This is a genomic window from Glutamicibacter nicotianae, assembly GCF_016907615.1.
Taxonomy (GTDB): Bacteria; Actinomycetota; Actinomycetes; order Actinomycetales; family Micrococcaceae; genus Glutamicibacter; species Glutamicibacter nicotianae.
In genome coordinates this window covers 537288-563762 of sequence record NZ_JAFBCH010000001.1, presented here as the reverse complement: position 1 = coordinate 563762, position 26475 = coordinate 537288, and the positions used below count along the sequence as shown (strand labels likewise).

Sequence of the window (26475 nt, the reverse complement as noted above, 5' to 3'; positions counted from 1 at the left end):
CACAGGATTTCCGGACCCAACGGGGACCGTTGCAGTTCCGGCGGCTTGCCAGCCAACCGTGATCGCTGGCAAGCAACTGCCTGCCTAGCTTGCGGGCTTATCGACGTTCCAATTCGGAACAGTATTTTTTCCCCTGGTGCCTTCGCAGCAATTCCGGGAGCAGGCACCGCTGCCCGGGCCCAGCGCCTTGCTGCCGGAGATGGTTCTTTGCTCCGGGTGCTCTCCACGCACTTGAGCTGCGCGTTCCAGGACCAAATCGACCAAGCCGCTGACAAAGGCGGGCAAAATGCCGACGCTATCGGCACGGAGAAACGCCATCCCCAACTCACGCGCTGTCTGCGCCGCTTCGGTATCCAAATCGAATTTCACCTCCATGTGGTCGGAGACGAAACCTAGCGGAACCACCAGTACCGCTTCAGTTCCAGATTCCGAAAGCTCGCGCATGCGGTCATTGATGTCCGGTTCCAGCCAAGGGGTGTGCGCAGATCCGGATCGGGAGCAGAACACCAGCTCGGCATCCAATTGTTCATCTCCATGCAATTCCCCGCTAAGCCACGCCATGAGCTCTTCATGCTGCCCCTGGTAGCCAGCGGTGAACTTCTCCGATGATTTCTGCATCGCCGTCGGAATTGAATGGGTTACGAAGAGGATCTTGTGGCGACTGCGATCCAGGCTGCCGACAAGCCGCTTGAGATCTGCCAGCCCTCGCCGGAGGCATTCGAGCTGGGCCTGGGCGAATCCCGGGTGGTTATAGTACTGGCGGACTTTGTCAATCATCACCTCAATGCCTTCTGCTTCCAGTGCGGCCACGGCACCTGCAAAATCCTCCCGGTATTGCCGGCAAGAGGAATACGAGGAGTATGCCGAAGTATCAATAGCCAGGAACCTGCGCGAGCCGTGCATGCGCGCATGGTTACCGACCACTTCAGCGAGATACGGTTCCCAGTTCCGGTTGCCCCAGAGCAGCGGCGCATCAATGCCGCGGCTCGCGAATTCATCTTGGAGCGCCCGCAGCAAAGCCTGGTTCTGCTCGTTGATCGGTGATTTTCCACCGAACATGTAGTAATGCTCGCCCACCTCTTCGAGACGTTCATCTGGAATCCCTCGTCCCCGAGTGACGTTCTGCAGGAAGGGAAGGACATCAGCTGGCTTCTCCGGTCCGCCAAACGACATCAACAGGATTGCATCGAACGGGGCTACCGACATGTTTCCCATCAGGATCCTCCACACTTTCTCCTGGAACAACTGCCGGCATGGGCAAGCTCCTCCCGGAGCCGGCAGATGTAACAACTTATCTAGATTGGCTATTATCTAGCTAAGCTAATGATAATCTTTTGGCTGGCTTATCTCCAATTCGCCTGCACTCGGCTGGGCGAGCCCGGTTGCCTGCAGCTACCTAGCGCTGGAGCATTCGAAGCGTGGCAGGCGGTTCCAGCACCTATCTCGCGCCGAGGCTATGGGCCAGTTCGAGCTCTATCCGCTCGTTGCGGAATTGATGCCCGGAATCAAGCAGCTTGCGCGGGACGATCCGCTGATCGGCCATGGCCAGCAGTTGCGACCCTTCGGCGCCAAGCACCAATTTCGGGGCAGCACCGGGGACTGGTATTACTGCGGGCCGGTGCACCGCGCGCGCCAGAACCCGGGTGAATTCGGCGTTGCTGACCGGCTGCGGCGCTACCGCATTGACGGGGCCAGCCAATTGCGAATCCCAGAGCGCGCGATGGTAGATGTCCAGCAGGTCATCAAGGCCGATCCACGACAGCATCTGCTGTCCACCGCCCAAGGGTCCGCCCAGGCCTGCGGAGAATATCGGGCGCAGAACAGCGAGCATCCCGCCCTTGGGGCTGAGCACGACACCGGTGCGGATCTGCACCCGGCGCATTGAACCGCCGCCTTCTTCGGCGGCTTGCTCCCAGCGCTGCACGACGCCGGAGAGGAAGTCCGGGGTGCCGGCCGGCGGGGAATCGAACTCGTCCAGCGGGTCCGCTCCGGCTGAAGCGCCATAGAACCCGATGGCCGAGGCGCTGATGAAGGTGCGGACATCTGAACGTGCCGCCAGCAGGGCGAGGGAGCGGGTGGGCTCGATCCGGCTGGAGGCGATCGCCTGGCGATGGGCCTGGCTGAATCGTCCGAAGATGCTCGCCCCAGCCAGATGGATGACCGCATCGCACCCTTCGAGCAGGCCTTCGTCGGGGTCCGCTGGGTCCCAGCGCCGTTCGCTAGCCGTGTTCGGCGCGTGCCGCACGAGCTTGATGACCCGGTGCCCTCCGGTGGACAAGAAGGCGCAGAGGGCCTGGCCGACCAGTCCGCCTGAGCCGGTTATGGCGATCACCTGCGGTTTCAGCCCGGACTGCGCTGCGCGATGGTGGGCGGCAAAGTCGTCCGCCAACTGGCGGTGCCGGTAGGCGAGCATCGATTCGATCTGCCGCCCGGGCATATTCGACTCGATGCAGTCGCGCACAGTGGTGGACTGCGGCCCAGCGGGCTCGAAGTAATGCTCGTGCCGCCACCGCACGGCACGTGCAGGAAGGCCGCGCAGCCCAACCGGTTCGAGCTGGTCGACGAAACTGCGGTTCTCCGAGAAGCCATCGGGCTGGTGCTTGGCATTCCACAGCAATCCGCCGGGAAGACCCAAGACGGCTGTTCCGTCCTTCAGCGAGCCCGCTTCCTCGATGACCTTCAGCGGAAGCCACGGTGGCAGGAGCCGCTGGATGGCACCGGGTTGCGAGAACCAGTCGAAAACGACGGGAGCGGATGTCGGCAGCTGGCTGGAGTGCACAATGTTCATGGCACAATCGTAGGGGCAGGGACATGTTTTCCCCACGGGCTTTCAGGTTTCTTCCATAAGTCGCGCTGAACCGGCACCGGCTCAAAGGCCCGCCAAGGTTCCAGGCCTCTGGAAACTCCAGCGGAGGAAGGGAAGTTCCGCCTTCCAGGCGCTACTCCCGGTACCACGCGGGCAGATAATCCCACGGAGCATCTTCGCCCACTCTCCCGTCAACGGCTTCCCGCAGGAGATCTGCATGCCCTGCATGCCGGCCGTACTCTTCGATCAGATCGCAGATGATTCTGCGTATCGACGCATGCTTGCCTTCGAATTCCAATCCCGAGTCCGCATCCAGCGTCCCTTCCTCGATGATCGACTGCTGGATTTTCCGGCTCTTGGCCACCGCATGGTCGTAGCGTTGGAAAAGGACCTCCGGATCTTCGTCCAGATCCACAACGAACTGCTCACGCCCGTCGGCTGTGAGCTCAAGGAGCACCTCGGGGCGTTGCCCGGCGATGAAGTAGGTGAATTTCTCGTCTTCGACCAGGGCAAGGTGCTGCAGCAATCCGCCCAGGCTCAGCTGGCTGCTGGGCAGCTTCGTGGCCAGCTGGCCGATGTCCAGCCCGTCCGCCTTGTACCGGAAAGTGGTGCGCAGCCTGTCGAGCATCCCGAACAGATGCTGCTGCTCGGTACCGCCCATGGGCGGTTCCCAGACAGGAAAGTCTTGCATCGCGTCCCCCTTTTCCAGGAAGTGTGAGTTGGCGTACCAAACTGGTTTCATCGGCCCATGAATTGAATAATTAGAAGTATGCCTCTGACCGCCACCATTTTGGAACCCTCGCAGTGGATGCCTGATGCCGCCGAGCATGAAGCACGGGCGCGGGCCTTTGGCGAACCTTTCGTGGATCGGCGCATGAAAGGCAAGAAGCACCCTATCGAGGATTTCCTGTTCACCTACTACACGCAAAAGCCTGGCCAGCTCTACCGATGGCATCCCGGAATGGACGTGGTTCTCACCGGAGAGGCCGCCCAAGAACGCCGCGACTGGAAGTTCTACCGCGTTGTCCAGGGCAGCCACGGCACGGGCTACCAATTTGATGCGCCGGCGTTCGGCAAGGCGCGCGCACGCGCCATCGAGTTCGCCCGAATCATCCTGGCCGGCACCTCTCAGCGTCCAGGCAATTTCTCCTGCTTCGGCCTCCACGAGTGGGCGATGGCCTACAAGTCGGAGGAAAACGGCATCCGCCATGAATACCTTCCGCTGCGCCTGGGCGCGCAGGGAACCGATGAAGTGGTGGAAACCCACAAGATCCGTTGCACCCACTTCGATGCCTTCCGCTTCTACGCACCCCAGGCCATCGAGCTCAACGAGCTGCAGCCAACCAGGGAAACCCAGCGCGATCTGGAACAGCCCGGCTGCTTGCACGCCAACATGGACCTGTACAAATGGGCCTACAAGCTCTCCCCGGCGGTACCCAGCGAACTGGTCATGGACTGCTTCGCGCTCGCTTGGGACATCCGCACCATGGACATGCAGGCCTCCCCTTATGATTTGGGCGATTGGGGCCACGAACCCATCCGGATTGAAACTCCCGAGGGCAAGGCCGAGTATGTGCGGTTGCAAAAGGAATTTGCGCAGCGCGCCGATGCGCTGCGCAAGCAATTGCTGGACGTCGCCAACAACCTGCCAATCTCCCCGGAAGACTAGAACTCTGGTTAGGGCCGGGGCATCATGGATGCATGGGCGCAGCACGCGGAAACCACCTGCTGCTGGCCGGCATCGCGGCCAGCGCCGTGGGTCTCTTGCTGGCTTCTTGCGCCGTCAGCAGCGGCCATGAAACGCGCACCCGACTGGAAATCACCATCCGCGATGACGGCACCGAAATCTCGCAGCAGTACACCTTGGAATGCTCTGGCGAGCAATCCGCTGATTCCAGCACCCTTCCCGACGCGTCCAAGGCCTGCTTGCAGCTCGAGCTTGAACCCGGCGTCATCACCGGAAAGCCCGGTCCGGACGAGATCTGCACCGAAATCTATGGCGGGCCGCAGCGGGCCGAAGTCAATGGAACGCTGCAAGGCGATCCGGTCGATGCGAGTTTCTCGCGGCATAACGGCTGCGCCATCGAGCGCTGGGACACCGCGGCATTTCTCCTCGGTCCAGTGAAACGATAAGTCAATAATCCCGATTAGGGACGTGGAAAAACTAGAATAGTTAGACTATGGAGTTTTTCCTGCTGATCATCGCACTGCTATTCGCCACGATTCTGATTGTCGGCGTCGGGGAACGCATTAAATTGCCCTACCCGATCTTGATGCTGATTTTCGCGACGTTGGCGGGCTTCTTGCCGTTCATGCCCGAAATGCACATCGAGCCGGAACTGATCCTTCCGATCTTCTTGCCCCCTTTGCTTTTCGCTACGGCCCAGCGCAGCAGCTGGTCGGTGTTCCGCTTCCGATGGAAGGCCCTGATCAGGCTGGCTGTGGTGCTGGTCGTGGTGACAGCAGGCACGGTGGCCGCCACCGCGCTGGCCTTCTCCCCGATCGTTTCCATTCCGCTGGCGCTGGCCCTGGGTGCCGTTGTCGCCCCGCCCGACCCGGTGGCAGTGGATGCCATTGCCACCAAGGTGAAGATGCCGCGGCGCCTGACCTCCCTGTTGGAAACCGAGGGCCTGTTCAACGACGCCATGGCCATCGTGATCTTCCAGCTGGCAGTGCAGGCAACCCTGAATGGCTCGGAGGTCGGGCTCGAGATCATTCCGCAATTCCTGCTTGGCGCCGCAGGCGCCGTAGTCCTGGGCCTGGCCATGGGCTGGGCCATCGGCGCTCTGAACCGCTTCGTTCCCAACCTGGCGGCACGTTGCGCAGCGACCTTGGTGGCACCCTATGCGGTCTACATGATTGCCGAGGAGCTGCATATTTCCGGCGTCATCGCGGTCGTGGTCACGGCCCTTGAAATGGTACGCCGCGACCGTCCCCAGGACTCGGCCGAACGCCTGACCCGGCAGTCCTTCTGGGAAGTGCTCGAGCTGCTGGCCACCGGCTTGGCCTTCGGCTTGATGGGCATCGAGATGAACCAGGTGATCCAGGAGGAAGGCAGCAACCTGATCGGTTTCATCCCAGGCATTGCCGCGATCTGCTTCGTGGTCATCGCCGTGCGTGCGCTGTGGATGCTGGGAACCTACTACCTGCCCAACCGCGCCAAGCCCGCGATTCCTGCACGCAAGGACGCGCTGGTGCTCACCTGGTGCGGCATGCGCGGCCTGGCAACACTGGCCCTGGCACTGGCGCTGCCCAAGGTCACGGCCGATGGCACTGCCATCGAGGGCCGCAACTTCGTGGTGGTGGCCGCCTGCTCTGTCTTGCTGTGCACGCTGGTACTGCCGGGCCTGACCCTGCCGGCGCTGATGCGCGTGCTGAAGCTGCGCAATAACGAGCAGGACACCAAGCGCGCCCGCCGCGCCCTGGCCCGCCGTGCCGAAGCCGTCGCCTTGTCGGCGCTGCGCAAGAACGTCGAGCTGGAAGAGCTGCCGGAGAACTACCAGCAGGCGGTGCGCCGGCGCATGAACTCGCTGCACACCATTCTGGCCAAGGACCCGGATCCGCATGATGCGATCTCGGACGAGAAGTACACGCAGATCCGTGCGGTGATCGCCAAGGCGGATTCAATCCAGGCCATCGCGCTGGAAGCCGCCCGCGACGAGCTGCTCAAGGCCCGCCGCGAACCGAATATCGACCCGCACCTTGTTGATGAGATTGTCGGGCGCCTTGACCGGCGCACCGCAACCCTGGATCGCTAGGCGGCCTTGCGCTCCAGCTTCACGATGACCTCGTAGTGGCTGGTCTGCGGGAACATGTCCATCACGCGGGCCAGCTGCGGGGTGTAGTTATCCAGCCGCTCCAGGTCCCTGGCCAGCGACTTCGCGTTGCAGCTGGAGTAGATGACGTGCTGGACATCCGACTCGTTCAGCCACGCCGCCAGCTGCGCGGAAATGCCGCGGCGCGGCGGATTCACGATGACCGCGTCCGGCGCCCAACCGGCATTCAGCGCGAATTCGGTGGCGTCCTGGGCCTTGAAGTGGATGTCTTCCAGTTCCATGGCTTTCGCGCTGGTCTTGGCCGCTTCGACAGCTTCCGCGCTGGTCTCGATCCCGTACACGGTGCGGTCTTCCGCGGCGCAGTGCAGCGCGAAACCGCCCACCCCGCTGTACAGGTCCCACACGCTTTCCGGATTGGCATCGTTGATCCACTGGCGGGCCTGGCGGTACAACGCGGCGGCGATCTCGCTATTGGTCTGGAAGAAACCCTGGGGACGCAGGTGCATCGGGACACCATTCAACCCGAATTCCAAGGTGCTGCGGCGGGTCAGGATGATTTCCTCTTCGCCTTCCAGCACCGCCTTGTGCTCGGGCAGGAAGTTCACCGACACCACGCTGTGGCGCGGAAGCTGCTCGAGGAACTGCGGCAGCGAATCTCTCAGCGCGACAAAATGCTTCTTGGTGCGCAGCACCCAGCGGACCATCACCGCCCCGGTATCCGACAGGGTGAGAATCACATGCTTCAGTTCGCCCTTGCGCTTGGGAACATCGTAGGGAATGAGCTTCAGATCATGGATGAACTGCTCGATGACCGGGAACACCGCACGCAACGGCGCGGCGATGACACCGCAGTTGCGCAGATCGACGCCGTGGCCGTCGGCATCCAGGATCCCGATGGTCGGCCGCGCGGTGGTCCCGGAAATGACCATCTTGGCCTTGTTGCGGAAACCCTGCTCGTTGCTGGCCTGGGGCGGAAGGAATTCCAGGGACTGGAAGCCGGAGAGCAGCTGCTGGCAATCCTCGACTTTTGATTGCAGTTGCCGGGCGTAGGGCACCGTCATCAAGGTGCACGAGCGGCAACGGGAGGCAGAAAAGTAAAGGCATTCCATGGTGCTAATGATTTTAGCGAAGATCGGCAGGGGCCGGGCACAGAGCAATCTCGACGCCGATTGACCGCAAATTTTCAGCTTTGGCCGCTAAGCTCGCAAGTGATCAAAAGTTACTGAGCAGAGTCCCTGGATGGTGCGAAAACCATTCCGGGATGGGTTGTTGAACCGCGAAAGGACAGATGGCACTTCATACCGGTCCCACCACGAACCGCCGTGGATTGGCATTGCTGGCGCTACCGCTGGCCGCGATCATGGGCGCATGCTCCAGCTGTTCCGCTTCCTCGCCCCAGACCCAAGAAGTTGCTTCCAACCCGGCTTCCGCCCCTGCTTCCAGCGCTTCAGCCCAGGCTTCCACGCCTACCCCGGGCAAGGCCGCATCCGGCTCCAGCCTCCCGGCTCCGTCTTCCACGCAAAGCGGCACCACCGCACCGACCACGACGCCGGGCAATACGGCCCAGCGGAACAGCAGCCCGGCTGCCACCCCGGAAAGCTCCGAGACAACGCTCTCGCCGCTGGCTTCAGGTGCCAACACCGGCGCGTCCATCAAGGCCCTTCCCAGCGCATCGGCCGGCATGCCCAAGTCCACTACCCAGCTCTTCGCTGCGGTGAACGCGGGCAAGCTGAAGGACGTCAAGGCGGCATTGAAGAAGGGTGCCGACGTTGATGCGCAAGACCAGTCCGGTCGCACCGCGTTGATGCGTGCTGTCATCAACAAGAACCATGCCATTGCCAAGGAACTGTTCAAGGCCGGTTCGGATCCCAATAAGAAGGACGACTTTTACGAGACTCCGTTCCTGCGTGCCAGCGCTAATGGCCAGGTTGAAACGCTCAAGATGCTCATTGACGGCGGAGCGGACCTCGCCTCGGTCAATCGCATGGGCGGCACCGCGCTGGCAGTCGCAAGCGAGAATGGCCAGGTCCAGGCAGTACGCCACCTGCTGCGCACCGGGATCCCTGTCGACCAGGTCAATGACCTGGGCTGGACTGCCCTGCACGAAACCATTGTCCTGGGCCAAGGCACCACCAACGCCATCACTATCGCGCGCTTGCTGATTACCCACGGGGCCAACCCTCACCTGGAGGACCATTCCGGTTCCGACGCGTTCAAGCTGGCGCGTGAACGCCAGCAAACCCAGATGCTGACGATGCTGCAGGCCGCGGCGAATCGCTGAGCGGCAGAACCCCCGATCCTAGAGCGCGTCGAGGTAGTACCAGGCCCCGTCCTGCTTCACGAAGGTGCTCACCTCATGCTGCTGCGCTTCATGCCGTCCATCGAGGTAGTGCGCGGCGAATTCCACCACCCCGCGGGAGGCTGTTGCACCGCCGGCGCGGGTTGAAATGATCTCCAAACCCCTCCAGCGCAGCTGCGCATCCAATTCCAGCTCCTTGGGCCTGGTGCTCTCATGCCAGGTCGCCAGCAAATACCGTTCCAAGCCGAGCACGAAGGCGCTGTAGCGCGAGCGCATCAGCTGCTCTGCGGTCTCAGGCAGCACCGAACCATCTTCCCGTCCGTCATGCAACGGTTTGCAGCAGTTTTCGTAGGACAGTTTTGAGGCGTCCAGAACACGGCAGGCGCAGACCGCTTGACTAGCATTTTTCACAGTTTCAGCATACGCGCCAAGCGCTGCCCGGAATCCCGTGAGCCAAAGATCACATGACTTAAACCGCTAGATATCGGTGCTATCGCACACAGGCACGTTTTCCCTATCACATTCACGGGTAGACTATGAGGGCAAGCTCGCGGAGCGCCAAATCCCCCTGGTGTGAGACGGCATCTCCGTGTGGCATTTAACTTAACCTCGCCAACAGGAGATATGCCGGATGCCCCGCATCGTTGTAGATGTCATGCTCAAGCCAGAAATCCTTGACCCACAGGGCAAGGCCATTGCGGGAGCGCTTCCCCGCCTAGGCTTCACCTCCTTCGAAGCTGTCCGCCAGGGCAAGCGCTTTGAACTGTCAGTGGACGGCGAGGTGACCGAAGAAATCCTCGCACAGGCTCGCGAGGCAGCAGAAACCCTGCTGTCCAACCCGGTGATCGAAGATGTCGTCAACGTCGAGGTAGTCGAAGACTAATGAGCGCCGAACTTCCCCTGATTGGCGACTATTCAACGCCAAGCACCGAAATTTCCGGAGCGCGCATCGGCGTGGTGACCTTCCCGGGCACCCTCGATGACCGCGACGCCGCGCGCGCAGTGCGCGCCGCCGGTGCCGAAGCCGTGTCCCTGTGGCACGCCGACACCGACCTGCAGGACGTCGACGCCGTGGTGATCCCCGGCGGCTTCTCCTACGGCGACTACCTGCGTGCCGGCGCGATCTCCCGCTTCGCACCGATGATGGCGAAGATCGCCGATGCCGCGAACTCCGATGCCAAGCTGCCCGTGCTGGGCATCTGCAACGGTTTCCAGATCCTCACCGAGTCGCACCTGCTGCCCGGTTCGATGATCAAGAACGATCACCTGAAGTTCATCTGCCGCGACCAGCTGCTGCGCGTGGAGAACAACCAGACCGCGTGGACCAACGGGTTCGAAGCGGGCCAGGAGATCACCATCGTGCTGAAGAACCAGGACGGCCAGTACGTCGCTGACGAGAAGGTGCTGAACGAGCTCGAAGCCGAGAACCGCATCGCGTTCTCCTACGTGGGCTGGAACCCGAACGGCTCGCGCCGCTCGATCGCCGGCGTGAGCAACAAGGCGGGCAACGTTGTCGGCCTGATGCCGCACCCGGAGCATGCCATCGAAGCCGGCTTCGGCCCGGATCACCGCGGCACCGACGGGCTGGCATTCTTCACCAGTGTTCTGACCCACCTTGTTGGAGGCAAAAAGTGAGCCAGGAAGCCACTAAGGAATTCAATATCGACACCGTCGATAACGCAGCGGGCACCCCGGACGTGGAACTGCCCTGGGCAGAGCTGGGCCTGAAGGACAACGAGTTCGCCGAGATCGTCAAGATCCTCGGCCGCCGTCCGACCGCCGCTGAATTGGCCATGTACTCGGTCATGTGGTCCGAGCACTGCTCCTACAAGTCCACCAAGAACCACCTGCGCCAGTTCGGGCAGAAGGTCACCGAGGAGATGAAGAAGGACCTGATGGTCGGCATGGGCGAGAACGCCGGTGTCACCGACCTGGGCGACGGCTGGGCCGTGACCTTCAAGATCGAATCGCACAACTCCCCGTCCTACGTGGAGCCCTACCAGGGGGCTGCCACCGGCATCGGCGGCATCGTGCGCGACATCATCTCCATGGGTGCCCGCCCGATCGCAGTGATGGATCCGCTGCGCTTCGGCGCGATCGACCACGAGGACTCGCAGCGCGTGGTGCACGGCGTGGTCTCCGGCATCGGCGGCTACGGCAACTCGCTGGGCCTGCCGAACATCGGCGGCGAAACCGTATTCGACCCGATCTACCAGGGCAACCCGCTGGTCAACGCGCTGGCAGTCGGCGCGCTGCGCCACGAGGACCTGCGCCTGGCCAACGCCTCGGGCGTGGGCAACAAGGTGGTGCTCTTCGGTGCGCGCACCGGCGGCGACGGCATCGGCGGCGCCTCCGTGCTGGCCTCCGAGTCCTTCGACGACACCAAGCCATCCAAGCGGCCGGCCGTGCAGGTCGGCGACCCGTTCGCCGAGAAGGTGCTCATCGAGTGCTGCCTGGAGCTGTTCAAGGCTTCGCTGGTCGAGGGCATCCAGGACCTGGGTGCCGCGGGCATCTCCTGCGCCACTTCCGAACTGGCTTCCAACGGCGAAGGCGGCATGCAGGTCGAGCTGACCAACGTGCTGCTGCGCGACTCCACCCTGACCCCGGGCGAAATCCTGATGTCGGAGTCCCAGGAACGCATGATGGCCGTAGTGACCCCAGAGAACGTCGAGGCATTCGAGGCAGTCATGGCCAAGTGGAACGTGGAGTACTCCTGGCTGGGCGAGGTGACCGACACCGACCGGCTGATCATCACCTGGGACGGCGAAGTCATCGTCGACGTGGACCCGAAGACCGTCGCCCACGACGGCCCGGTCTACGACCGCCCGTACGCCCGCCCCCAGTGGCAGGACGCGCTGCAGGCCGACACCTTCAAGTCCTCGGCAGCCGGCGCCAACCTGCCGGCCACCGGCGAGGAGCTGAAGGCCGCCACCCTGGAGCTGATCGCCAGCCCGAACCTGTGCGACAAGTCCTGGATCACCAGCCAGTACGACCGCTACGTCGGCGGCAACACCGCGCTGGCCGCCCCGGATGATGCCGGAGTGGTCCGCATCGACGAGTCCACCGGACTCGGCGTGGCCATCGCCACCGATGCCAACGGCCGCTACACCTACCTGGATCCGTACGCCGGCGCGCAGCTGGCGCTGGCCGAGTCCTACCGCAACGTCGCTACCTCCGGCGCCGTGCCTGCGGCCGTCTCCGACTGCCTGAACTACGGCTCCCCCGAGGACCCGGATGTCATGTGGCAGCTGGCCGAGGGCATCCGCGGCCTGTCGGACGCCTGCATGGAGCTGGGCGTCCCGGTCACCGGCGGCAACGTCTCGCTGTACAACCAGACCGGCAACAAGGCCATCCACCCGACCCCGGTGGTTGCGACCCTGGGCAAGCTGGATGACGTCGCCCGCCGCACCCCATCGGGCTGGCGAGAAGAGGCCGACGGCCAGGCCATCTACCTGATCGGCACCACAGCCGATGAGCTGGACGGCTCGGAGTACGCGAACCTGCGCGGCCACCTCGGCGGCCTGCCGCCGAAGGTCGATTTGGCAGCCGAAAAGGAACTGGGCGAGATCCTGATCAACGCCAGCCGCGACGGCATGATCGACGCGGCGCACGACCTGTCCGAGGGCGGCCTGGTTGCCGCGCTGTCCGAGATGGTCCTGCGCTACGGCGTCGGCGCCCGCGTGGCCCTGGACGAGATCAAGCAGCGTGACGGGCTTGATTCCTTCACCGCACTGTTCTCCGAGTCCCAGGCCCGCGCCCTGGTTGCGGTTCCACGCAGCGAAGAGGTCCGCTTCAACGACATGACCAGCGCCCGCGGCGTCACCGTGGCCCGCCTGGGCATTGTCGATGCGCAGTCCGGCGCCCTGGAAATCCAGGGCGAGTTCACCGTATCGGTGGACGAGCTGCGCGAAGCATCCGAAGGCACCATGAAGAAGTACTTCGGCTAGGCTCCAGCCAACCTGTCAACGGCGGCCCTCCTCATTGAGGAGGGCCGCCGTTTTGCCTAGGCTGACTATTTGGCACTGAGCACTTCTTCGAGCTCTTTTCCGCCAACAAGGATCCGGGCCTCGCCGGTACCGGCCGCGGTCATCGCGGTGTACTGGAGCTGTCCGATAATGCGCGGATCATCGCAAGTGCCGCCGGAGCTCACGGTTCCGCTCAATTCGACGGTCACCACATCGCCATCCACTGCCGATGAAACGTAGTCGAGATCGGAGCCGGCCAACGCGTTGCGCAGCCCGGATTCTCCGAGCATTTCCTCCTCATCATCGAGAAGCGCGTCAATCGAGGCCTCAATTTGGCTGGTGAATTCCTCTGGCCCCGTTTCGGTCGCGACCAGCGAGTCGCCGCAGCCGATCTGCGGCCCCGACTTCCCTTCATCGCCCACGGCAACATAGAACAGCGTCAGGGCCGCTGTAGTTGGCTCCGCGACGCTTGCCGCCGGCTCCGTGCTCTGCGCCGGTGTCGATGCGGCAGGGCTAGTTGGCGACGCCGAGGTTTCGGCGCCAGCGCTGGTTGGCGGCGCCGGGCTTTCGGCCGTCTCGCCACCGGGGCCTTGGCTGCAGCCGGCAGCGAGCATGAGCACCGCAAGAACGAGCGCCAGTGGCGCTGGAGAGGGTCGTTGAATACGCATGGTGATTCCTCCTCGCCAGACTCGAACGAATGGTTTTCCTACCGTAGCCATGCGCGGTGAACCCAATCCAGCACGAATCCGTTGCAGTTTGGCTCCTTTGCAGCCCCCAATGAATCAGCTGGAGAAGGCCGAACTAAAGTGGTAGACACGTCAATGACATTGAGTGATAATTGATGCATCAACCAAGTATTTGAAATGGGGAATAGGCAATGACCGCCAGCGAGACTATCGAATTCGGCCTTGACACCTTCGGCGACGTGCCCAGCGACAAAACGGGCAAGCTGGCAACTCACGCGCAGGGTATCCGCGCCACCGTCCAGGAGGCCATCGTTGCCGACCAGGCAGGCGTGGACGTGATCGCCGTAGGCGAGCACCACCGCCCGGAATACGCCATCTCCAGCCCCGAAACGGTACTGGCCGGCATTGCCACGGCGACCGAGCGGATCCGCCTCGGATCCGGCGTGACCGTGCTGTCCTCAGATGATCCGGTCCGCGTCTTCCAGCGCTTCGCTACCGTGGATGCGCTATCCAACGGCCGTGCCGAGGTCATGCTGGGCCGAGGCTCTTTCACCGAATCATTCCCGTTGTTCGGCTACGACATGGCCGACTACGATCTGCTCTTCGACGAGAAGATCGACCTGTTCCACAAGCTGCTCGACGAGAAGCCCGTCACTTGGCAGGGCACCAAGCGTGCGGCGCTGGTGGACATGGATGTCTTCCCGAAGACCGAGTCAGGCCGCTTGAACACCTGGGTGGGCGTAGGCGGCTCCCCGCAGTCGGTCATCCGCACCGCGCACTACGGATTCCGCATGATGCTCGCGGTGATCGGCGGCTCGCCCGAGCGCTTCGCCCCCTACATCGACCTGTACCGCCGGGCCAACGACCAGTTCGGCCACGAAACCCTGCCAGTGGGCCTGCACTCCCCCGGCTTCGTGGCAGAAACCGACGAGCTGGCCCGCGAGCACATGTTCGACGCCTACAAGGAGCAGCGCGACCGCATCGGCTCCAGCCGCGGCTGGAGCCCGATGAGCCGCGGAGAATTCGAGCATGAGATCAGCGAAGGCTCACTGTATGTCGGCTCGCCGGAAACCGTTGCGCGCAAGATCGCCAAGACCATCAAGTCTCTGGATATCGGCCGTTTCGATTTGATCTACTCCGGCGGCGCGGTGCAAGCCGGCGCCCGCCTGCGTGCCGTGGAGCTCTACGGCGAGAAGGTCATCCCGCTGGTGCGCGACATGCTCGCCCAGAGCTAGGAACGGATTCGCGAACATGCCTGAAGGAGAGAAAATGGCTCAGCAGACCATCGGCATCCTCGGTGCCGGGAAGATCGGCACGGTCCTTGCCCGCCGCGCGGTGCAAGCCGGCTACAAGGTGCTCATCGCCGGCTCCGGCGACCCCGGCCCCATTGCCCTGACCATCGAGATCCTCACTCCCGGAGCGGTGGCCGTGGACCCGGAAACCGCCGCACGGGACGCCGATATCGCCATCCTTGCCCTGCCGCTGGGCAAATACCGGAACCTTCCGCTTGCCGAGCTTCAGGGCAAGCTGGTGATCGATGCGATGAACTACTGGTGGGAAACCGACGGCATCCGCGAGGACCTGAACGATCCGGAGGTCTCCACCAGCACCCTGGTCCAGGACTTCCTGCCAGCCTCGCGGATCGTCAAGGCCTTCAACCACATGGGCTACCACGACCTGGAGGACGAGGCCCGTCCGTCCGGCGCCGAGCGCCGCAAGGCCATAGCGGTGGCCGGGGATCTGTCCGAAGACGTTGAGCAGGTGGCACGGATTGTTGACGAGTTCGGCTTCGACCCGCTGCCCATCGGTTCCCTGGACGAAGGCTTGCGCCTGCAGCCTGGCCAGCCTGCCTTCGGTGCGAACAAGCCGCTGGCCGAGCTCGCCGAGCTGATCAGCTCCGCACAAATCCAGGCCTCAGCCTAGCTGCCCGAGCACCTCGTTCAGGGCTTCGGTGGACGAGGGGTGGGTGAAGATCTGGTCGCGCAGTTCGGCAGCGCCCATGCGCTGTCGCATGGCCAGTGCCACCAGGTTGATGACCTCCTGGGAGTCCACATGCATCAACGCCGCGCCGAGGATCTCATCGCTGCGCGCATCGATGACGAACTTGATGATTCCCCGCGGATCACCAACGATCTTGGGGCGCGGCATTGCCGCAATCTCCGCAACTTTCTTCACTGCGATCCTGGTGTCCAGCCCTTGCTGCGCCGCCTGCTTTTCGCTCAAGCCGACGCGTGCCAGCGGCGGGGTGGTGAAGATGGTGTACGGAACGGCTACCCGGTCCTTGGTGCTGTGTGATCCATCGCCCAGCAGCCGGCTGGCCAGCACCCGGTAGTCATCGAGGGAAATGTAAGTGAACTGCGGGCCGCCGTTGGCATCGCCCACGGCATAGATGCCCGGGGCACTGGTGGCCAGGAACTCGTCCACCACGATTTCCCCGCGGGAACCCGTTTGGACCCCGGCCGCTTCCAGGCCCAGGCCGGCAGTATTCGGCACACGCCCCAGGGCGATCAGCACCGCATCCACCTGCAACCGATGCACCTCGCCCTCGCGTTCATAGCTGACGGTGGCATTGTGCTCGTCCTGGCCGATCGAGTGCACCGAGGCCGAGCTGATGATCTCGGCTCCCGCATCTTCCAAGCACCCCTGGACCTCGGCAGCCACATCCGCATCTTCCTTGGACAGTGCACGGCTTCCGCGATCCAGCACCGTGACCTTTGATCCGAACTGGGCGAACATCGACGCGAACTCGATGCCGACATATCCGCCGCCCACCACGGCCAGGGTCTTGGGCAACGGGGCGTGCTGGATGGTGGTGGAATCATGCACCCGCCCGCCAATCTGCGCGCCGTCGATTTCCGGGACCGCCGGAAGGGCACCGGTGTTGACGATGATCGTTTCTGCGCTCAGTTCCAGCTCTTCTGAACCGGCATTGACCTTGATGCGCTTCGGCGCGGTGAATGCCGCCGTGCCGTTGACCACCAGCACCGAGTCCAGGTCGTCGAGCATGGCGAAGTTCTTGGCGCGCATCTTGGCGGTGAGTTTGTCCCGGCGATCGACTGCCGCATCGAAAATCTTCTGGTCATATCCGCTGCCATCCCGGTTTTCGGCATCATGGATCAGCGCCTTGGTGGGGACGCAACCGATATTGATGCAGGTGCCGCCATACATCTGGGATGACTGCTCGATGATTGCCACCCGCTGGCCGGCCCGGGCCAGGGTACCTGCCAAGGTCTTGCCGCCCTTGCCCCACCCGATGATTATCGCATCGAGCTCTCCGTCCGAGCTTGCTGAATCCATGATCAACCCCTCGCTGCTGGCTCCTTCATTCCAGCACGAGTCTTGTTCCTGCAAGCCGCTTCCGTCAACCCTTAGCGGGCCTTCTCTAGTACAAGAACAAAGCGGCGGACCGCAGCTGCCGAAGCCTGCGATCCGCCGACTTATGCGCGCGGGGCGCGCTACCGAAGGGAACTGCCACGAGCGGCGGATTCGATGAGATTACCTCCGGGCAGCGCACTGCCCTCAGCTGCAGCGCTGGCCCATGCGGCGCTCGTCGCCACGGAAGCCCAGTTGGAGTTCAGCACGGCCATCAGGGTTTCATGCACCTGCTGGGCGGGGATGGAACCGGCGGCATTGGCGATGCCGATGGCGCCGGTGGCGTCCGAAAGCACTTCCACCGAGAAGCCCAGCGGCTCGGCGGCAGCTGCAGAGCCGATGACGCAATTATTGGTCATGTACCCCACCAAGGTCAGCGTGTCGATCTCGCGCTCGCGCAGCCACTCTTCCAGCCCAGTTCCGGCGAAGATGCTGGCGTAGTCCTTGGTGAACTTGTGGTCGGCTGCTTCCACCCGTGCACGTACCTGCGGGTGCAGGGCAAAGGTGGAGGATTCGGGTGCGAAGACGGGGAATCCTGCGGGCGCCTGGTGCTGCACGACGACGACCGGGATTCCCGCCTTCGATGCTTCGTCCATGGTGTTGGCGATGGCGGCAACCGACTGCTCGCGATCCGGGTATTGGATCTGCAGCAGGCCATCAAAGTATTCCTGCTGCGCGTCGATGACGATCAGTGCTCTGCGTGGTGCGGACATGGTGTATTCCTCTTTCTGATTTGTCGATTTGGCACCATCGGGTGCCAGGTGGTCCAGGATTATTCGGCCGGCTGGTAGTGCCGTGCCATGAGCTGCACGGTTTGCACCGCTGCGCCTGGGGTATGGCTTCCGGTGACCATCATCAGCTCATCGGCTCCGGTCCTCTGCTGCAGCGCTTCGAGGCGCTGCGCCACCTGGGACGGCGTGCCGGCCAGGGTGCGGTTGGTGTACATGTCGAGGATCGCCCGCTCGTTGAGCGTGGCGGGATATTCCGCGACTTCCTGGGCGGACAGCAGCGCATATGGCTCGCGCTTGAACATCCGCAGCATCGCCATGGCCGCGGTGGAGGCCTCGGCACGGGCGAATTCGGGGTCTTCAGCCGCAATGGCACTCTGGCTGACCAGCACGTAGGGACGGTCGAGCACTGCCGAGGGCACGAAGTTCTCGCGGTAGATGCGCAACGCGGTGTCGATATCGGCGTCGCCGAACTGCAAGGCGAATGCGTAGGGACGGCCCAGCCGCGCGGCCAGTTGCGCCGAATACGGAGAGGAACCCAGGATCCACAACGGGGTCTGCGTTTCCGGTGCCGGCAGGCGGTTCTGCTCGTTTTGCCAAGGGCCGGGCACGGCATGGACTTCGCTGTAGGGGTGCCCTGCGGGGAAATCGTCATTCAGGAATCCCACGAGCTCGGCCAGCTGCTCGTCAAAGGTTTCGTTGGCTCCTGTGCCGCGGCGCAGTGCGGCCGCGGTGGCCCCGTCGGTGCCTGGCCCGCGCCCGACCCCCAGGTCGATGCGTCCCGGGGCCAGCGCTTCGAGCATGCCGATCTGCTCCGCGACCACTAACGGTGCATGGTTGGGCAGCATTACTCCGCCGGCACCCAACCTGATCCGCTGGGTGTCAGCGGTGAGCCGGGCCATCATCAGCAGCGGTGAAGCCACGGACAGTGCGGGCATGGCGTGGTGCTCGGACATCCAGAATCGGTGGTATCCGTGCTGGTCCGCGGCCTTGGCGATGCCGATGGTGTCATTCAGGCCCTGCTGGGCGGTTTGCCCCACGCCGGGGCCACCACCGGTATGAACCGACAGTGCGAAGGGAGCGGAGCCGAATCGTGGCGCTGGTTGCAAGGCCAACCTCTTTTCTCATGTTATTTCTAGTTTTTACCGTGATACCTACACTAGCAGGTGATCACGGCAAAGCAATACTGATACCATGAGGAATATGTCCCAGATGCCGCTTCCCCCAAGTCCCGGAACAGCGCAGCACTGCAGCATCGATCTGGCTAATAGCGAAATCCAGCTGCCCGGAGGCAAGAGCTTCGACGCGCTGGCCAGCCCGGAGGGCACCACGCAATGGCTCATCGCGCGGGGCCTCGTGCCCCAGGATGCGGCGCTGCAAAGCTATTGCCAGAATCGGCTAGTCACCCTTCGCAGCCAGATCAGGAAAGCTTTCCATGCCAGTGCCTCGGGTACGCCTGTGGCCACGGAAGTACTGCAGGGCATCAACGCCGCGCTCTTAGCAGCGCCGAGCACTCCATTGCTGCGCCAAGAGCAGGGCAAGGGATTCTTCCGCACGTTGGAACACCCCGCCACGCAATTGACTGAACACGCCATGTCACGGCTTGCCGAGGACGCGGCGGCACTGCTGAGCAGCGAAGAAGCGGGTCTACTGGCCCAATGCGAGGCAGAGCCTTGCACCCGTTACCTGCTCAAGACCCATGGCCGTCGGCATTGGTGCTGCACACGCTGCGGCGATCGCGTGCGGGCAGCCCGCTCGTACGCCAAGAAGAAGAGCCGGCAGGATTCTCCCGCCGGCTAGGCGACGGAACGAAGATTCCACAACGAAGATTCCACTTAGCGGCACCACCCACCAATATGCCGACCGTGGCACCCGCCGACTGGCATTGAAAACGAAAAGCCCCCACCATCTGAATTGCGAAACGCTCCACAAAAGTTGCTGCGGGCATGCAGCCAAACTCTTGAGGCGCGCTTCACATCCGAGGATGCTGGGAGCCTATGGAATTTCGGGCGGAACGCCTAGACCTTCTTGACGATGGAAGACTTCAACTCCATCTGCCCAAAGCCATCGATCTTGGCGACGATGTCATGATCGCCTGAACCCTGGACCAATCGGATGCCGCAGACCTTGGTTCCGGCCTTCAACGCACTTTGCGCGCCCTTGACCTTCATGGTCTTGGTGATACTGACGGTATCACCGTCCTGCAGCACATTGCCGACCGCATCCTTGATCACCGCTTCGGCGGTTTCGCTGTGTTCGGTCTCAGCATTCCATTCATGCGCGCACTCTGGGCAGACCAACAGGGCATCCATGGCGTAGGTGTATTCGCTGGAGCATTCAGGGCACGGTGGCAAGCTATCAGACATGGGGCTAATTTTAGTAACCGGATCTGCTCATTGTCGAATGAATCGAATATCGAATAATCCGCGGAATTCCGCGGTAGAAATGACCAAGGCACCAGGCCCAGAGCGCTTGGCGTTTGCAAATTATAATGACTTGTTTTCCATGCCCGATATCCCCCATACTCAGGCATACGGGCGGGTGCTCACACCGGCCGGGTTAGGGGCACACCATGTCTAAGCATCACAAGTACAAGAGCTACGGTCCGCAATACACGGTGACACCCAGGGAAGGGCTCACCTTGGAAGTCCTCGCTCAGGCAGAAAAGGCCGGAGCGAAGGCCGGATACGCGGTGGCCAAGGAGCAGTTGTACCGGAATATCGGCGACAACTCGATGCTCAACGAGCAGCAAACCGACGAACTGCTGGCAGCTGCCGAACGTGCCGGTGCCGCAGCGGCGCTTGCCGCTGCACGCAAGGTCCTGGACAAGACACTGCGCACCTCTTTCAAGCACTACCACCACGCACCGGCGCAGGCCTCGCCCGCCCCACTTGCGCCGCCACCCGCAGTCCCTACGGAAACGCGCAGCTACGTGGAAACCTATGAAGAGCCCATCGCAAGGCACACCCCTGCCCTGGGATATCAAGAACCGCCAAGGAAAAAGGTTGATCAGCACGTTCTGACGATCACCCGGGTAGAGCGGCTGAATAACCAGATGGTGCGCATCATCGCCGGAGCCCCGGATCTGGATGGCTACCGTTCCAACGGAGCAATCGACGAATATGTCAAAGTCTTTGTCGCTGATCCTGCCCTTGGACTCGAGCCTCCGTATGACATGGGTGCCTTGCGCCAACGCCTGCCCCGCGAAAAAGTTCCACGTTCCAAGTCGTACACGATCCGATGGATCGACGCGCTTGTCCCGGAAATTGCCATCGACTTCGTAGTTCATGGCGAGCCGGGCACCGTTGGACATTGGGCCGGAACGGTGCAGCCCGGGGCTCCTCTGGTCATTTCGCCACCGCGCAGCAAGTCCTCGCTGTCACTGAACGCCGACTATTATTTGCTGGCAGCAGATGAAGCGGGCATCCCGGCGATCTGCAAGGCTCTGGAAGCATTGCCCGCCGACGCGCACGGCATGGCGCTGCTCGAAGTTGCGGATCGGGACGCAATGTTTGACGTGAAACATCCGCCTGGAGTTGATTTGCGCTGGTTGCCGCGCGATGGGACTTCGGCGGGACGCAGCATATTGCTGGCCGATGAGCTACGCTCCTTGCCGCTGCCTCATCTTCGGATTGGGTTAATCGCTCATGCAGAGCGTTCCGCGGTCAAGGAGATCAGCCAAGTCGCCCGGCACTGGCACCTCGACAAGCGTTCCACCCATATTTCCTCATATTGGACCCTCCGTGAAGAGAGGTTGCGCCGCTAAAGACCAGGCAGCATGAGCGTCGGCATCGGCAACGGCTCTTCCGCGGCCCCCATGCGCAAGAAGCAGCAATTTGCGCAGTCAACGTGATCCATTTGTTCTTGCGCCAAGGGCGTGCCTGCGGCTGGGGAACATAAAATGGGTTCGGAAAGAGATTTCGAGTAATACATTGCCGTCATATGCCGCCTGGCCAGTTTCTGGCCATCGGCCCAGGAGAACTTTAGTGCGCCCCAGCTTGTCACGAATCGCAGTTGCCTTGTCCATCAGCGCATTAGCCTTCTCCCTTGGCTCGTGCGCGACGACGCCTGCCGAGCCAGCGCGGGATACGGGCACAGCGGCATTTGACGTCGGGCACTGGCCTCGCACGTTCACGGATTCAATGCAGAACACCGTAAGGATTCCGGCAAAACCTGAACGCATCGTCTCGACCTCGGTAGGGCTTACGGGCTCTCTGCTGGCCCTGGATGCGCCGGTCATTGCCAGCGCGACGGCACCGGAAGGACCAGACGCTGATCGCGACGGCTTCTTCAAGCACTGGGCTGATGTCGCCTCCGCCCGCAAAGTCGATCCGCTCTATGAAGTTGGAAAGTTCGATCTGGAAGAAATCACTGAGCAGAAGCCTGACCTCATCGTTGTGGCGGCGACAGGCGCAGACTCCGAATTAGGCAAGATTGGTGCGCTGCGAAAGATTGCACCAACCATTGTCTTAGACTATGCGGATAAGGATTGGAACGAACTTTCAAAACTGCTGGCAGAAGCCACCGGCACCGAAGACAAGGCACAGCAGAACACCGCAGCCGTTGCCGAACGGATCTCAACACTGAGAGCGAAGCTGTCAATCCCTTCCGGAACCACCGCCTCGCTCATTTCCTATGCTGCCCGTGGCACCTCTCCGATTGCCAAGGCCGCCGGGCCGTACGCACAGCTGCTGAGTGGACTCGGCTTCACCGTGGTTTCAACGCCAAAGCAGTTCGACACGTCCACGCAGCCAAGGGAGGATTTCAGTTTCGTCAGCTACCAAGACCTGCCAGCGGCGCTCACTGGCGATGCCACCTTCCTGCTGGCGGCGAACAAGAAAACCGCCATGGAGTTTACCGCGGATGAATCATTAGCCCAGCTGCCTTCGGTGCAAAGCGGCTCCGTCTTCCCGCTCAGCGCCCCGCACCTGCTGGATTACTACGCAGCCCAAGAGATCCTGGACTATTTCGAGCACGATTTCCCAGGGCTGAGTTCTTCCGAGCTTGAATAGCAGCAGTCTCTTATGCCTGTGCATTCAAAGTCACGCCACCACACGAAGCAGGCACGGCTAAATCGTCAGCCCCACTGCCTATAGTTCAAGTCAGAGGCATTTTCATGCTCAAGCACCGGCCACTTTTAGGAGTAGTACCACCGCATGCGTTTGCTGCGTCGCACCTTAGCGTTTTTCACCCTCGTATCCACTCTTGTACTCAGTTCGTGCTCTTCACTGGATAGCGCAGAGTTCCCTCCCCTGCCTGATGCGCAAGGCGCACCTGCCCCAAGCACCGCAGTGCAACGTGAGATCTATGCGGAATCCCTCGAACTGCTCGACGAAATTGCTGTGAAGGGCCGCGCGCCGAAAACCGGCTACGACAGAGCAAAGTTCGGCAAGGGGTGGAAAGATCCGGACCGCAATGGATGCGACGCGCGCAACGACATCCTGTCGCGAGATTTGGTGGACGTGACCTATAAGTCGGCCGCTCGACCCTGCGTTGTCCTGAGGGGACGGTTCGATGATCCCTATACGGGCAAGACCATTGAATTCAAGCGTGGCCAAGGCACCAGCACCGCGGTGCAGATCGACCATGTTGTCGCGTTGTCCGATTCCTGGCAAAAGGGAGCGCAGGGCTGGGATGCCGACACCCGACTGGAATTTGCCAACGACCCGTTGAACCTGCTGGCTTCCGATGGGCCGACTAATGCCGCTAAGGGCGACAAGGACGCCGCATCGTGGCTGCCGCCGAACAAGAATTTCCGCTGCGACTATGTCTCGCGGCAGACCCAGGTAAAAGCCAAATACGGAGTTTGGATGACCAAGGCAGAGCACGCCGCGATCGGGAAACTGCTGAATTCCTGCATCTAGCAGCCAAGCAGCTTTGCCTGCATCAATAGCCGGACACAGGATATCCCAAGGTAATATCCGCCTTAAGGCCTATCGTAAAGTCGATGGATTTGTGGCAAGATGGATGTTATTCAACACGATAGCGATTATGTTCTGCGATCGTTTGGCCTAATCCTCCACTGCAAAGGCACATGATGAAGACACGAATTCCCGGAGTCCTCCTGCTGGTTTCCAGCGGATTCATCTTCTCTTTTGCCCTGAACACCGCGCAGCGCGATACGGCCACTGCCTGCTGGGTCGTCTCCACCCTCATGTTCATTGGAGCAGCGATGCTGCTGCTGAAAGCGATTGTCGGCTCCTCCACCGTTACCGCGGGAGACCCTCCGCGAAAGCGTCGGCAATAGCTGCAAACTTCCATTTTCAGAAGCAACCTCTCGGCCTATAGCTGGGAGGTTGCTTCTGTTGAATAACCGCCAGAACTTGTACTTCTGCACCTAAATTTAACGCTAAAGCATCGACATGTTCATTCAGATGCGATAGACATATACCTTGTCACACTCGTCACATTTAGGAGTACCCATGTCTGCATTCAGGCAGATAAGCAAACTCGGTCTCGCCTCGCTGGCGACGATTTCGCTGGCGGCCGGCGGTGCCGCAGCAGCCCAGGCTACATCCACGCAGGGCCCCTCGTCGTCTACAGCCGCGGGTGCCAAAGCAGTCACCATGGACCTAGTCGGCATCAACGACTTCCACGGGCGGATTTCCGCAGACAGAAGCTCCGCCGGTGCCGCGGTGCTCGCCGGCGCCGTTGATGAACTGCGCGCAGAAAACGAGAACACCCTGTTCGTCTCTGCCGGCGATAACATTGGCGCCTCGACCTTCGCTTCCGCGTCCCAGGATGATGAACCAACCATCGCGGCGCTCGGAGCCGGCGGCCTGGATGTCTCGGCAGTAGGCAACCACGAGTTCGACAAGGGCTTTGCTGATCTGGCTGGACGCGTCATCGACAGCTACGCCGATTCCACCGGTGAAAACGGTGCAGACTTCGCATTGGGCGCCAATGTCTATGAAAAGGGCACCAAGACTCCTGCCCTACAGGAATATGCGATCCGTGAAGTCTCCGGCGTTTCCGTAGGCTTCATCGGCACCGTTACCGAGGACATGCCCTCGCTGGTTTCCCCAGCTGGCATTGCCGACCTGGATTTCGGCAGTGAACTGGAAGCAGCGAACCGGGTAGCAGCCCAGCTCTCCGATGGAGATGCAGCAAACGGCGAAGCTGATGTCGTGGTGCTGCTGACCCACAACGGTTCCGCTGGCGACCAGTGCGCAGATATTGCCACCGAAAACAGCACCTACGGCAAGCTCATCCGCGAAGCCAGCGATGAGATTGACGCGATCTTCTCGGGCCACACCCACCAGTCCTACGATTGCGACATCGCGGACCGCCCAGTGATCCAGTCCCATCAGTACGGCACCACCTTGGGCAAGGTTTCCCTGCAGGTGGATCCCGAAACCGGCGAAGTCACCGAAGCCGACACCGAACGAATCGCCTTGGCCACCGAGGGCGCCGACGGCGAATGGGCGGGCAACTTCGAGGCCAACGCCCAGGTTGCAGAGATCGTCAGCAACGCTGAAGCCGAAGCCGAAGTGGTCGGCAGCGTGAAGATCGGCGCCATTTCCGAAGACATCCTGCGCGGCGGCGAAGAACCAGGCTCAGACCGTGGAGTTGAATCCGCCCTGGGCAACACCGTAGCCGACATCCACCTGTGGGCCACCTCGAACGACGACTTTGCCGGCGAACCAGCCGAGATCGCGTTCATGAACCCGGGCGGCCTGCGTGCCGACCTGCTCTACGGCGAAGACGGCACCGTGTCCTACAAGGACGCGGCCGAAGTCCAGCCATTCGCCAACACCCTGATCACCTTCAACCTCACCGGAGCGCAGATCCGCGAGGCGCTGGAGCAGCAGTGGCAGCCGGCTGGCTCGGAGCGCTCCAAGCTGCATCTGGGCATTTCCGAGGGACTGTCCTACACCTACGTTGAGGAAGCCGCCCAGGGCGAGCACATCAAGGACATCACCTTCAACGGCGAGCCGCTGGACGAGGAAGCAACCTTCCGGGTCGCGGCCAACGCCTTCCTGGCCACCGGTGGCGATAACTTCATCGCCTTCGCAGACGGCACCGATCACGCCGACTCCGGCCAGATCGATTTGGACGCCACCGTGAACTACTTCAAGGCGCACGACGTCGTCGAGCCGGCTCCCCTGGGCCGCGCGGTCCTGCTCGAAGAGGAAGAGCCAACTCAGTCGCCGGTCCCTTCGGATGACCCGACCGAGGATCCAACCGAGCCAACCGCTTCGCCGGAACCATCTGAAGATGCGACCGACGAGCCCACCGGAGAGCCAACCAGTTCGCCAGAGCCAACTGGGGGTGCAAGCGAATCCCCAGATGCTTCTGACGAGCCAAAGAAGGACTCCCCGGATCAGAACACCGATGATCTGGCCGACACCGGCTTCAACGCCAGCTGGATCGGCATCATCGCCGGTGTCGTTGTCCTGGCCGGCATCGCCTTGATTCTGGTACGCCGCTTCGGCAACAAGGCCGGCCGCTAAGGTCCATAGGCAAAGGCAAAGGGAAGAACCGCTGCGGTTCTTCCCTTTGCCTTTATCCCGGTAAATTAATCGATGACCAATTCGCCCATGGAATCCCAGCCCTCGCCGTCCACCTTGCGGGAGACGATCTTCGGGGTGGAGACCAAGTGTGGCCGCATGGATTCAAGACCTGCAGCGAAGTGCGCCGAGTTCACATGTGCCGCAGCGGCCTCGTCATCACGGAAGGCCTCGACCAGAACGAATTCGTTGGGGTCTTCGACACTCACGGACCAGTCGAAGAAGATGTTGCCTTCCTCGGCGCGGGTAGCCGCGGTGAATTCAGCGACCTGATCCATGAAGGTCGGGGTTGATTCTGGCTTTACCTGGTATTTAACAACGATGAAGTACATG

The 26475-nt window shown here is 62.1% G+C and carries 26 protein-coding genes; 15 read left to right on the top strand and 11 right to left on the bottom strand.

Features of this window, described 5'->3' with window-relative positions:
- Window positions 1-84: 84 nt before the first annotated feature.
- From JOE62_RS02835 to JOE62_RS02825, 3 genes are all read right to left on the bottom strand, one after another.
- On the bottom strand, window positions 85-1215 hold the full coding sequence (locus JOE62_RS02835; protein ID WP_204720164.1) for a ferrochelatase: 1131 nt from the start codon (window positions 1213-1215) through the stop codon (window positions 85-87).
- 223 nt (window positions 1216-1438) lie between these two features.
- Complete coding sequence (locus JOE62_RS02830) at window positions 1439-2788, bottom strand: TIGR01777 family oxidoreductase (protein WP_204720162.1); 1350 nt, start codon at window positions 2786-2788, stop codon at window positions 1439-1441.
- Between the two features lie 151 nt (window positions 2789-2939).
- Complete coding sequence (locus tag JOE62_RS02825; RefSeq protein WP_204720160.1) at window positions 2940-3497, bottom strand: DinB family protein; 558 nt, start codon at window positions 3495-3497, stop codon at window positions 2940-2942.
- 78 nt (window positions 3498-3575) lie between these two features.
- Here JOE62_RS02825 and JOE62_RS02820 point away from each other — a divergent pair, with 78 nt between their 5' ends.
- The 3 genes from JOE62_RS02820 to JOE62_RS02810 are packed head-to-tail and all read left to right on the top strand — an operon-like array spanning window position 3576 to window position 6564.
- Window positions 3576-4475 carry a 3-methyladenine DNA glycosylase gene (locus tag JOE62_RS02820; RefSeq protein WP_204720158.1) on the top strand — a complete coding sequence of 300 codons (900 nt, stop codon included), beginning with the start codon at window positions 3576-3578 and terminating at the stop codon, window positions 4473-4475.
- 32 nt (window positions 4476-4507) lie between these two features.
- Window positions 4508-4939 carry a hypothetical protein gene (locus JOE62_RS02815; RefSeq protein WP_204720156.1) on the top strand — a complete coding sequence of 144 codons (432 nt, stop codon included), beginning with the start codon at window positions 4508-4510 and terminating at the stop codon, window positions 4937-4939.
- 47 nt (window positions 4940-4986) lie between these two features.
- Window positions 4987-6564: a cation:proton antiporter gene (locus tag JOE62_RS02810; RefSeq protein WP_204720154.1), complete on the top strand. Its 1578-nt coding sequence runs from the start codon at window positions 4987-4989 to the stop codon at window positions 6562-6564.
- Here the strand turns inward: JOE62_RS02810 and rlmC are convergent.
- Window positions 6561-7691: a 23S rRNA (uracil(747)-C(5))-methyltransferase RlmC gene (gene rlmC / locus JOE62_RS02805; RefSeq protein WP_204720152.1), complete on the bottom strand. Its 1131-nt coding sequence runs from the start codon at window positions 7689-7691 to the stop codon at window positions 6561-6563. The genes JOE62_RS02810 and rlmC overlap by 4 nt on opposite strands.
- Before the next feature lie 179 nt (window positions 7692-7870).
- On the opposite strand from rlmC, the gene JOE62_RS02800 reads away from it, so the two are divergent.
- Window positions 7871-8863 (top strand): ankyrin repeat domain-containing protein, encoded by a 993-nt coding sequence (locus JOE62_RS02800; protein WP_204720150.1) that lies wholly within the window; start codon window positions 7871-7873, stop codon window positions 8861-8863.
- A gap of 18 nt (window positions 8864-8881) precedes the next feature.
- Here the strand turns inward: JOE62_RS02800 and JOE62_RS02795 are convergent, their stop codons facing one another.
- Window positions 8882-9292, bottom strand: coding sequence for a YchJ family metal-binding protein (locus JOE62_RS02795; protein WP_204720148.1), 411 nt, complete (start codon window positions 9290-9292; stop codon window positions 8882-8884).
- 220 nt (window positions 9293-9512) lie between these two features.
- Between JOE62_RS02795 and purS the strand changes: the two genes are divergently transcribed.
- From purS to purL, 3 genes are read left to right on the top strand one after another with little or no spacing between them, the layout of a single operon-like run.
- Complete coding sequence (gene purS, locus JOE62_RS02790) at window positions 9513-9764, top strand: phosphoribosylformylglycinamidine synthase subunit PurS (protein WP_038991933.1); 252 nt, start codon at window positions 9513-9515, stop codon at window positions 9762-9764.
- The gene (gene purQ, locus JOE62_RS02785; RefSeq protein ID WP_204720146.1) at window positions 9764-10516 is read left to right on the top strand and encodes a phosphoribosylformylglycinamidine synthase subunit PurQ; all 753 of its coding nucleotides are present in this window, start codon (window positions 9764-9766) and stop codon (window positions 10514-10516) included. Before purS ends, purQ begins: the two co-directional genes overlap by 1 nt.
- On the top strand, window positions 10513-12828 hold the full coding sequence (gene purL, locus JOE62_RS02780) for a phosphoribosylformylglycinamidine synthase subunit PurL (protein ID WP_204720144.1): 2316 nt from the start codon (window positions 10513-10515) through the stop codon (window positions 12826-12828). The genes purQ and purL overlap by 4 nt, the downstream gene beginning before the upstream one ends.
- A gap of 65 nt (window positions 12829-12893) precedes the next feature.
- Here the strand turns inward: purL and JOE62_RS02775 are convergent, their stop codons facing one another.
- Window positions 12894-13514, bottom strand: coding sequence for a GerMN domain-containing protein (locus JOE62_RS02775; protein WP_239543155.1), 621 nt, complete (start codon window positions 13512-13514; stop codon window positions 12894-12896).
- Window positions 13515-13723: 209 nt separating this feature from the next.
- Here JOE62_RS02775 and JOE62_RS02770 point away from each other — a divergent pair, with 209 nt between their 5' ends.
- Both JOE62_RS02770 and JOE62_RS02765 read left to right on the top strand, forming a co-directional pair.
- Entirely contained in the window at window positions 13724-14767 is a 1044-nt protein-coding gene (locus JOE62_RS02770; RefSeq protein ID WP_204720142.1) for an LLM class flavin-dependent oxidoreductase, read from the top strand.
- Window positions 14768-14783: 16 nt separating this feature from the next.
- Window positions 14784-15455 carry an NADPH-dependent F420 reductase gene (locus tag JOE62_RS02765; RefSeq protein ID WP_204720140.1) on the top strand — a complete coding sequence of 224 codons (672 nt, stop codon included), beginning with the start codon at window positions 14784-14786 and terminating at the stop codon, window positions 15453-15455.
- On the opposite strand, the gene JOE62_RS02760 is transcribed toward JOE62_RS02765, so the two are convergent.
- The 3 genes from JOE62_RS02760 to JOE62_RS02750 all read right to left on the bottom strand — a co-directional run bounded on the left by JOE62_RS02760 (window position 15447) and on the right by JOE62_RS02750 (window position 18747).
- A complete protein-coding gene (locus JOE62_RS02760) occupies window positions 15447-16829 on the bottom strand; it encodes an FAD-dependent oxidoreductase (protein ID WP_204720138.1) in 1383 nt (460 codons plus the stop codon). The genes JOE62_RS02765 and JOE62_RS02760 overlap by 9 nt on opposite strands.
- A gap of 158 nt (window positions 16830-16987) precedes the next feature.
- Window positions 16988-17617: a cysteine hydrolase family protein gene (locus JOE62_RS02755; protein ID WP_204720137.1), complete on the bottom strand. Its 630-nt coding sequence runs from the start codon at window positions 17615-17617 to the stop codon at window positions 16988-16990.
- A 59-nt stretch (window positions 17618-17676) separates the two neighbouring features.
- A complete protein-coding gene (locus tag JOE62_RS02750) occupies window positions 17677-18747 on the bottom strand; it encodes an LLM class flavin-dependent oxidoreductase (protein ID WP_239543152.1) in 1071 nt (356 codons plus the stop codon).
- 88 nt (window positions 18748-18835) lie between these two features.
- Between JOE62_RS02750 and JOE62_RS02745 the strand changes: the two genes are divergently transcribed.
- Window positions 18836-19432, top strand: a complete 597-nt coding sequence (locus JOE62_RS02745) for an ABATE domain-containing protein (RefSeq protein WP_204720135.1) — start codon at window positions 18836-18838, stop codon at window positions 19430-19432.
- 218 nt (window positions 19433-19650) lie between these two features.
- Here the strand turns inward: JOE62_RS02745 and JOE62_RS02740 are convergent, their stop codons facing one another.
- Window positions 19651-19998 (bottom strand): zinc ribbon domain-containing protein YjdM, encoded by a 348-nt coding sequence (locus JOE62_RS02740; RefSeq protein ID WP_204720133.1) that lies wholly within the window; start codon window positions 19996-19998, stop codon window positions 19651-19653.
- Window positions 19999-20204: 206 nt separating this feature from the next.
- On the opposite strand from JOE62_RS02740, the gene JOE62_RS02735 reads away from it, so the two are divergent.
- From JOE62_RS02735 to JOE62_RS02715, 5 genes are all read left to right on the top strand, one after another.
- On the top strand, window positions 20205-21398 hold the full coding sequence (locus tag JOE62_RS02735; protein ID WP_204720130.1) for a siderophore-interacting protein: 1194 nt from the start codon (window positions 20205-20207) through the stop codon (window positions 21396-21398).
- A gap of 70 nt (window positions 21399-21468) precedes the next feature.
- Window positions 21469-22644 (top strand): Fe2+-enterobactin ABC transporter substrate-binding protein, encoded by a 1176-nt coding sequence (fepB, locus tag JOE62_RS02730; protein ID WP_204720129.1) that lies wholly within the window; start codon window positions 21469-21471, stop codon window positions 22642-22644.
- Window positions 22645-22923: 279 nt separating this feature from the next.
- Window positions 22924-23496, top strand: a complete 573-nt coding sequence (locus JOE62_RS02725) for an HNH endonuclease family protein (protein ID WP_338085733.1) — start codon at window positions 22924-22926, stop codon at window positions 23494-23496.
- 170 nt (window positions 23497-23666) lie between these two features.
- Window positions 23667-23879, top strand: coding sequence for a hypothetical protein (locus tag JOE62_RS02720; protein WP_038991944.1), 213 nt, complete (start codon window positions 23667-23669; stop codon window positions 23877-23879).
- 175 nt (window positions 23880-24054) lie between these two features.
- A complete protein-coding gene (locus tag JOE62_RS02715; RefSeq protein ID WP_204720125.1) occupies window positions 24055-26085 on the top strand; it encodes a 5'-nucleotidase C-terminal domain-containing protein in 2031 nt (676 codons plus the stop codon).
- Window positions 26086-26150: 65 nt separating this feature from the next.
- Here JOE62_RS02715 and JOE62_RS02710 read toward each other — a convergent pair whose 3' ends face one another.
- Window positions 26151-26474, bottom strand: a complete 324-nt coding sequence (locus JOE62_RS02710; RefSeq protein WP_038991945.1) for a putative quinol monooxygenase — start codon at window positions 26472-26474, stop codon at window positions 26151-26153.
- Window position 26475: the final 1 nt, after the last annotated feature.

Excerpts from the sequence above, each read along its gene's own strand:
- JOE62_RS02835 (WP_204720164.1), bottom strand. The coding sequence starts at position 1,215 with ATGGGAAACATGTCGGTAGCCCCGTTCGATGCAATCCTGTTGATGTCG.
- JOE62_RS02830 (WP_204720162.1), bottom strand. The coding sequence starts at position 2,788 with ATGAACATTGTGCACTCCAGCCAGCTGCCGACATCCGCTCCCGTCGTT.
- JOE62_RS02825 (WP_204720160.1), bottom strand. The coding sequence starts at position 3,497 with ATGCAAGACTTTCCTGTCTGGGAACCGCCCATGGGCGGTACCGAGCAG.
- JOE62_RS02820 (WP_204720158.1), top strand. The coding sequence starts at position 3,576 with ATGCCTCTGACCGCCACCATTTTGGAACCCTCGCAGTGGATGCCTGAT.
- JOE62_RS02815 (WP_204720156.1), top strand. The coding sequence starts at position 4,508 with ATGGGCGCAGCACGCGGAAACCACCTGCTGCTGGCCGGCATCGCGGCC.
- JOE62_RS02810 (WP_204720154.1), top strand. The coding sequence starts at position 4,987 with ATGGAGTTTTTCCTGCTGATCATCGCACTGCTATTCGCCACGATTCTG.
- rlmC (WP_204720152.1), bottom strand. The coding sequence starts at position 7,691 with ATGGAATGCCTTTACTTTTCTGCCTCCCGTTGCCGCTCGTGCACCTTG.
- JOE62_RS02800 (WP_204720150.1), top strand. The coding sequence starts at position 7,871 with ATGGCACTTCATACCGGTCCCACCACGAACCGCCGTGGATTGGCATTG.
- purS (WP_038991933.1), top strand. The coding sequence starts at position 9,513 with ATGCCCCGCATCGTTGTAGATGTCATGCTCAAGCCAGAAATCCTTGAC.
- purQ (WP_204720146.1), top strand. The coding sequence starts at position 9,764 with ATGAGCGCCGAACTTCCCCTGATTGGCGACTATTCAACGCCAAGCACC.
- JOE62_RS02775 (WP_239543155.1), bottom strand. The coding sequence starts at position 13,514 with ATGCGTATTCAACGACCCTCTCCAGCGCCACTGGCGCTCGTTCTTGCG.
- JOE62_RS02770 (WP_204720142.1), top strand. The coding sequence starts at position 13,724 with ATGACCGCCAGCGAGACTATCGAATTCGGCCTTGACACCTTCGGCGAC.
- JOE62_RS02765 (WP_204720140.1), top strand. The coding sequence starts at position 14,784 with ATGCCTGAAGGAGAGAAAATGGCTCAGCAGACCATCGGCATCCTCGGT.
- JOE62_RS02760 (WP_204720138.1), bottom strand. The coding sequence starts at position 16,829 with ATGGATTCAGCAAGCTCGGACGGAGAGCTCGATGCGATAATCATCGGG.
- JOE62_RS02755 (WP_204720137.1), bottom strand. The coding sequence starts at position 17,617 with ATGTCCGCACCACGCAGAGCACTGATCGTCATCGACGCGCAGCAGGAA.
- JOE62_RS02745 (WP_204720135.1), top strand. The coding sequence starts at position 18,836 with ATGTCCCAGATGCCGCTTCCCCCAAGTCCCGGAACAGCGCAGCACTGC.
- JOE62_RS02740 (WP_204720133.1), bottom strand. The coding sequence starts at position 19,998 with ATGTCTGATAGCTTGCCACCGTGCCCTGAATGCTCCAGCGAATACACC.
- JOE62_RS02735 (WP_204720130.1), top strand. The coding sequence starts at position 20,205 with ATGTCTAAGCATCACAAGTACAAGAGCTACGGTCCGCAATACACGGTG.
- JOE62_RS02720 (WP_038991944.1), top strand. The coding sequence starts at position 23,667 with ATGATGAAGACACGAATTCCCGGAGTCCTCCTGCTGGTTTCCAGCGGA.
- JOE62_RS02715 (WP_204720125.1), top strand. The coding sequence starts at position 24,055 with ATGTCTGCATTCAGGCAGATAAGCAAACTCGGTCTCGCCTCGCTGGCG.
- JOE62_RS02710 (WP_038991945.1), bottom strand. The coding sequence starts at position 26,474 with ATGTACTTCATCGTTGTTAAATACCAGGTAAAGCCAGAATCAACCCCG.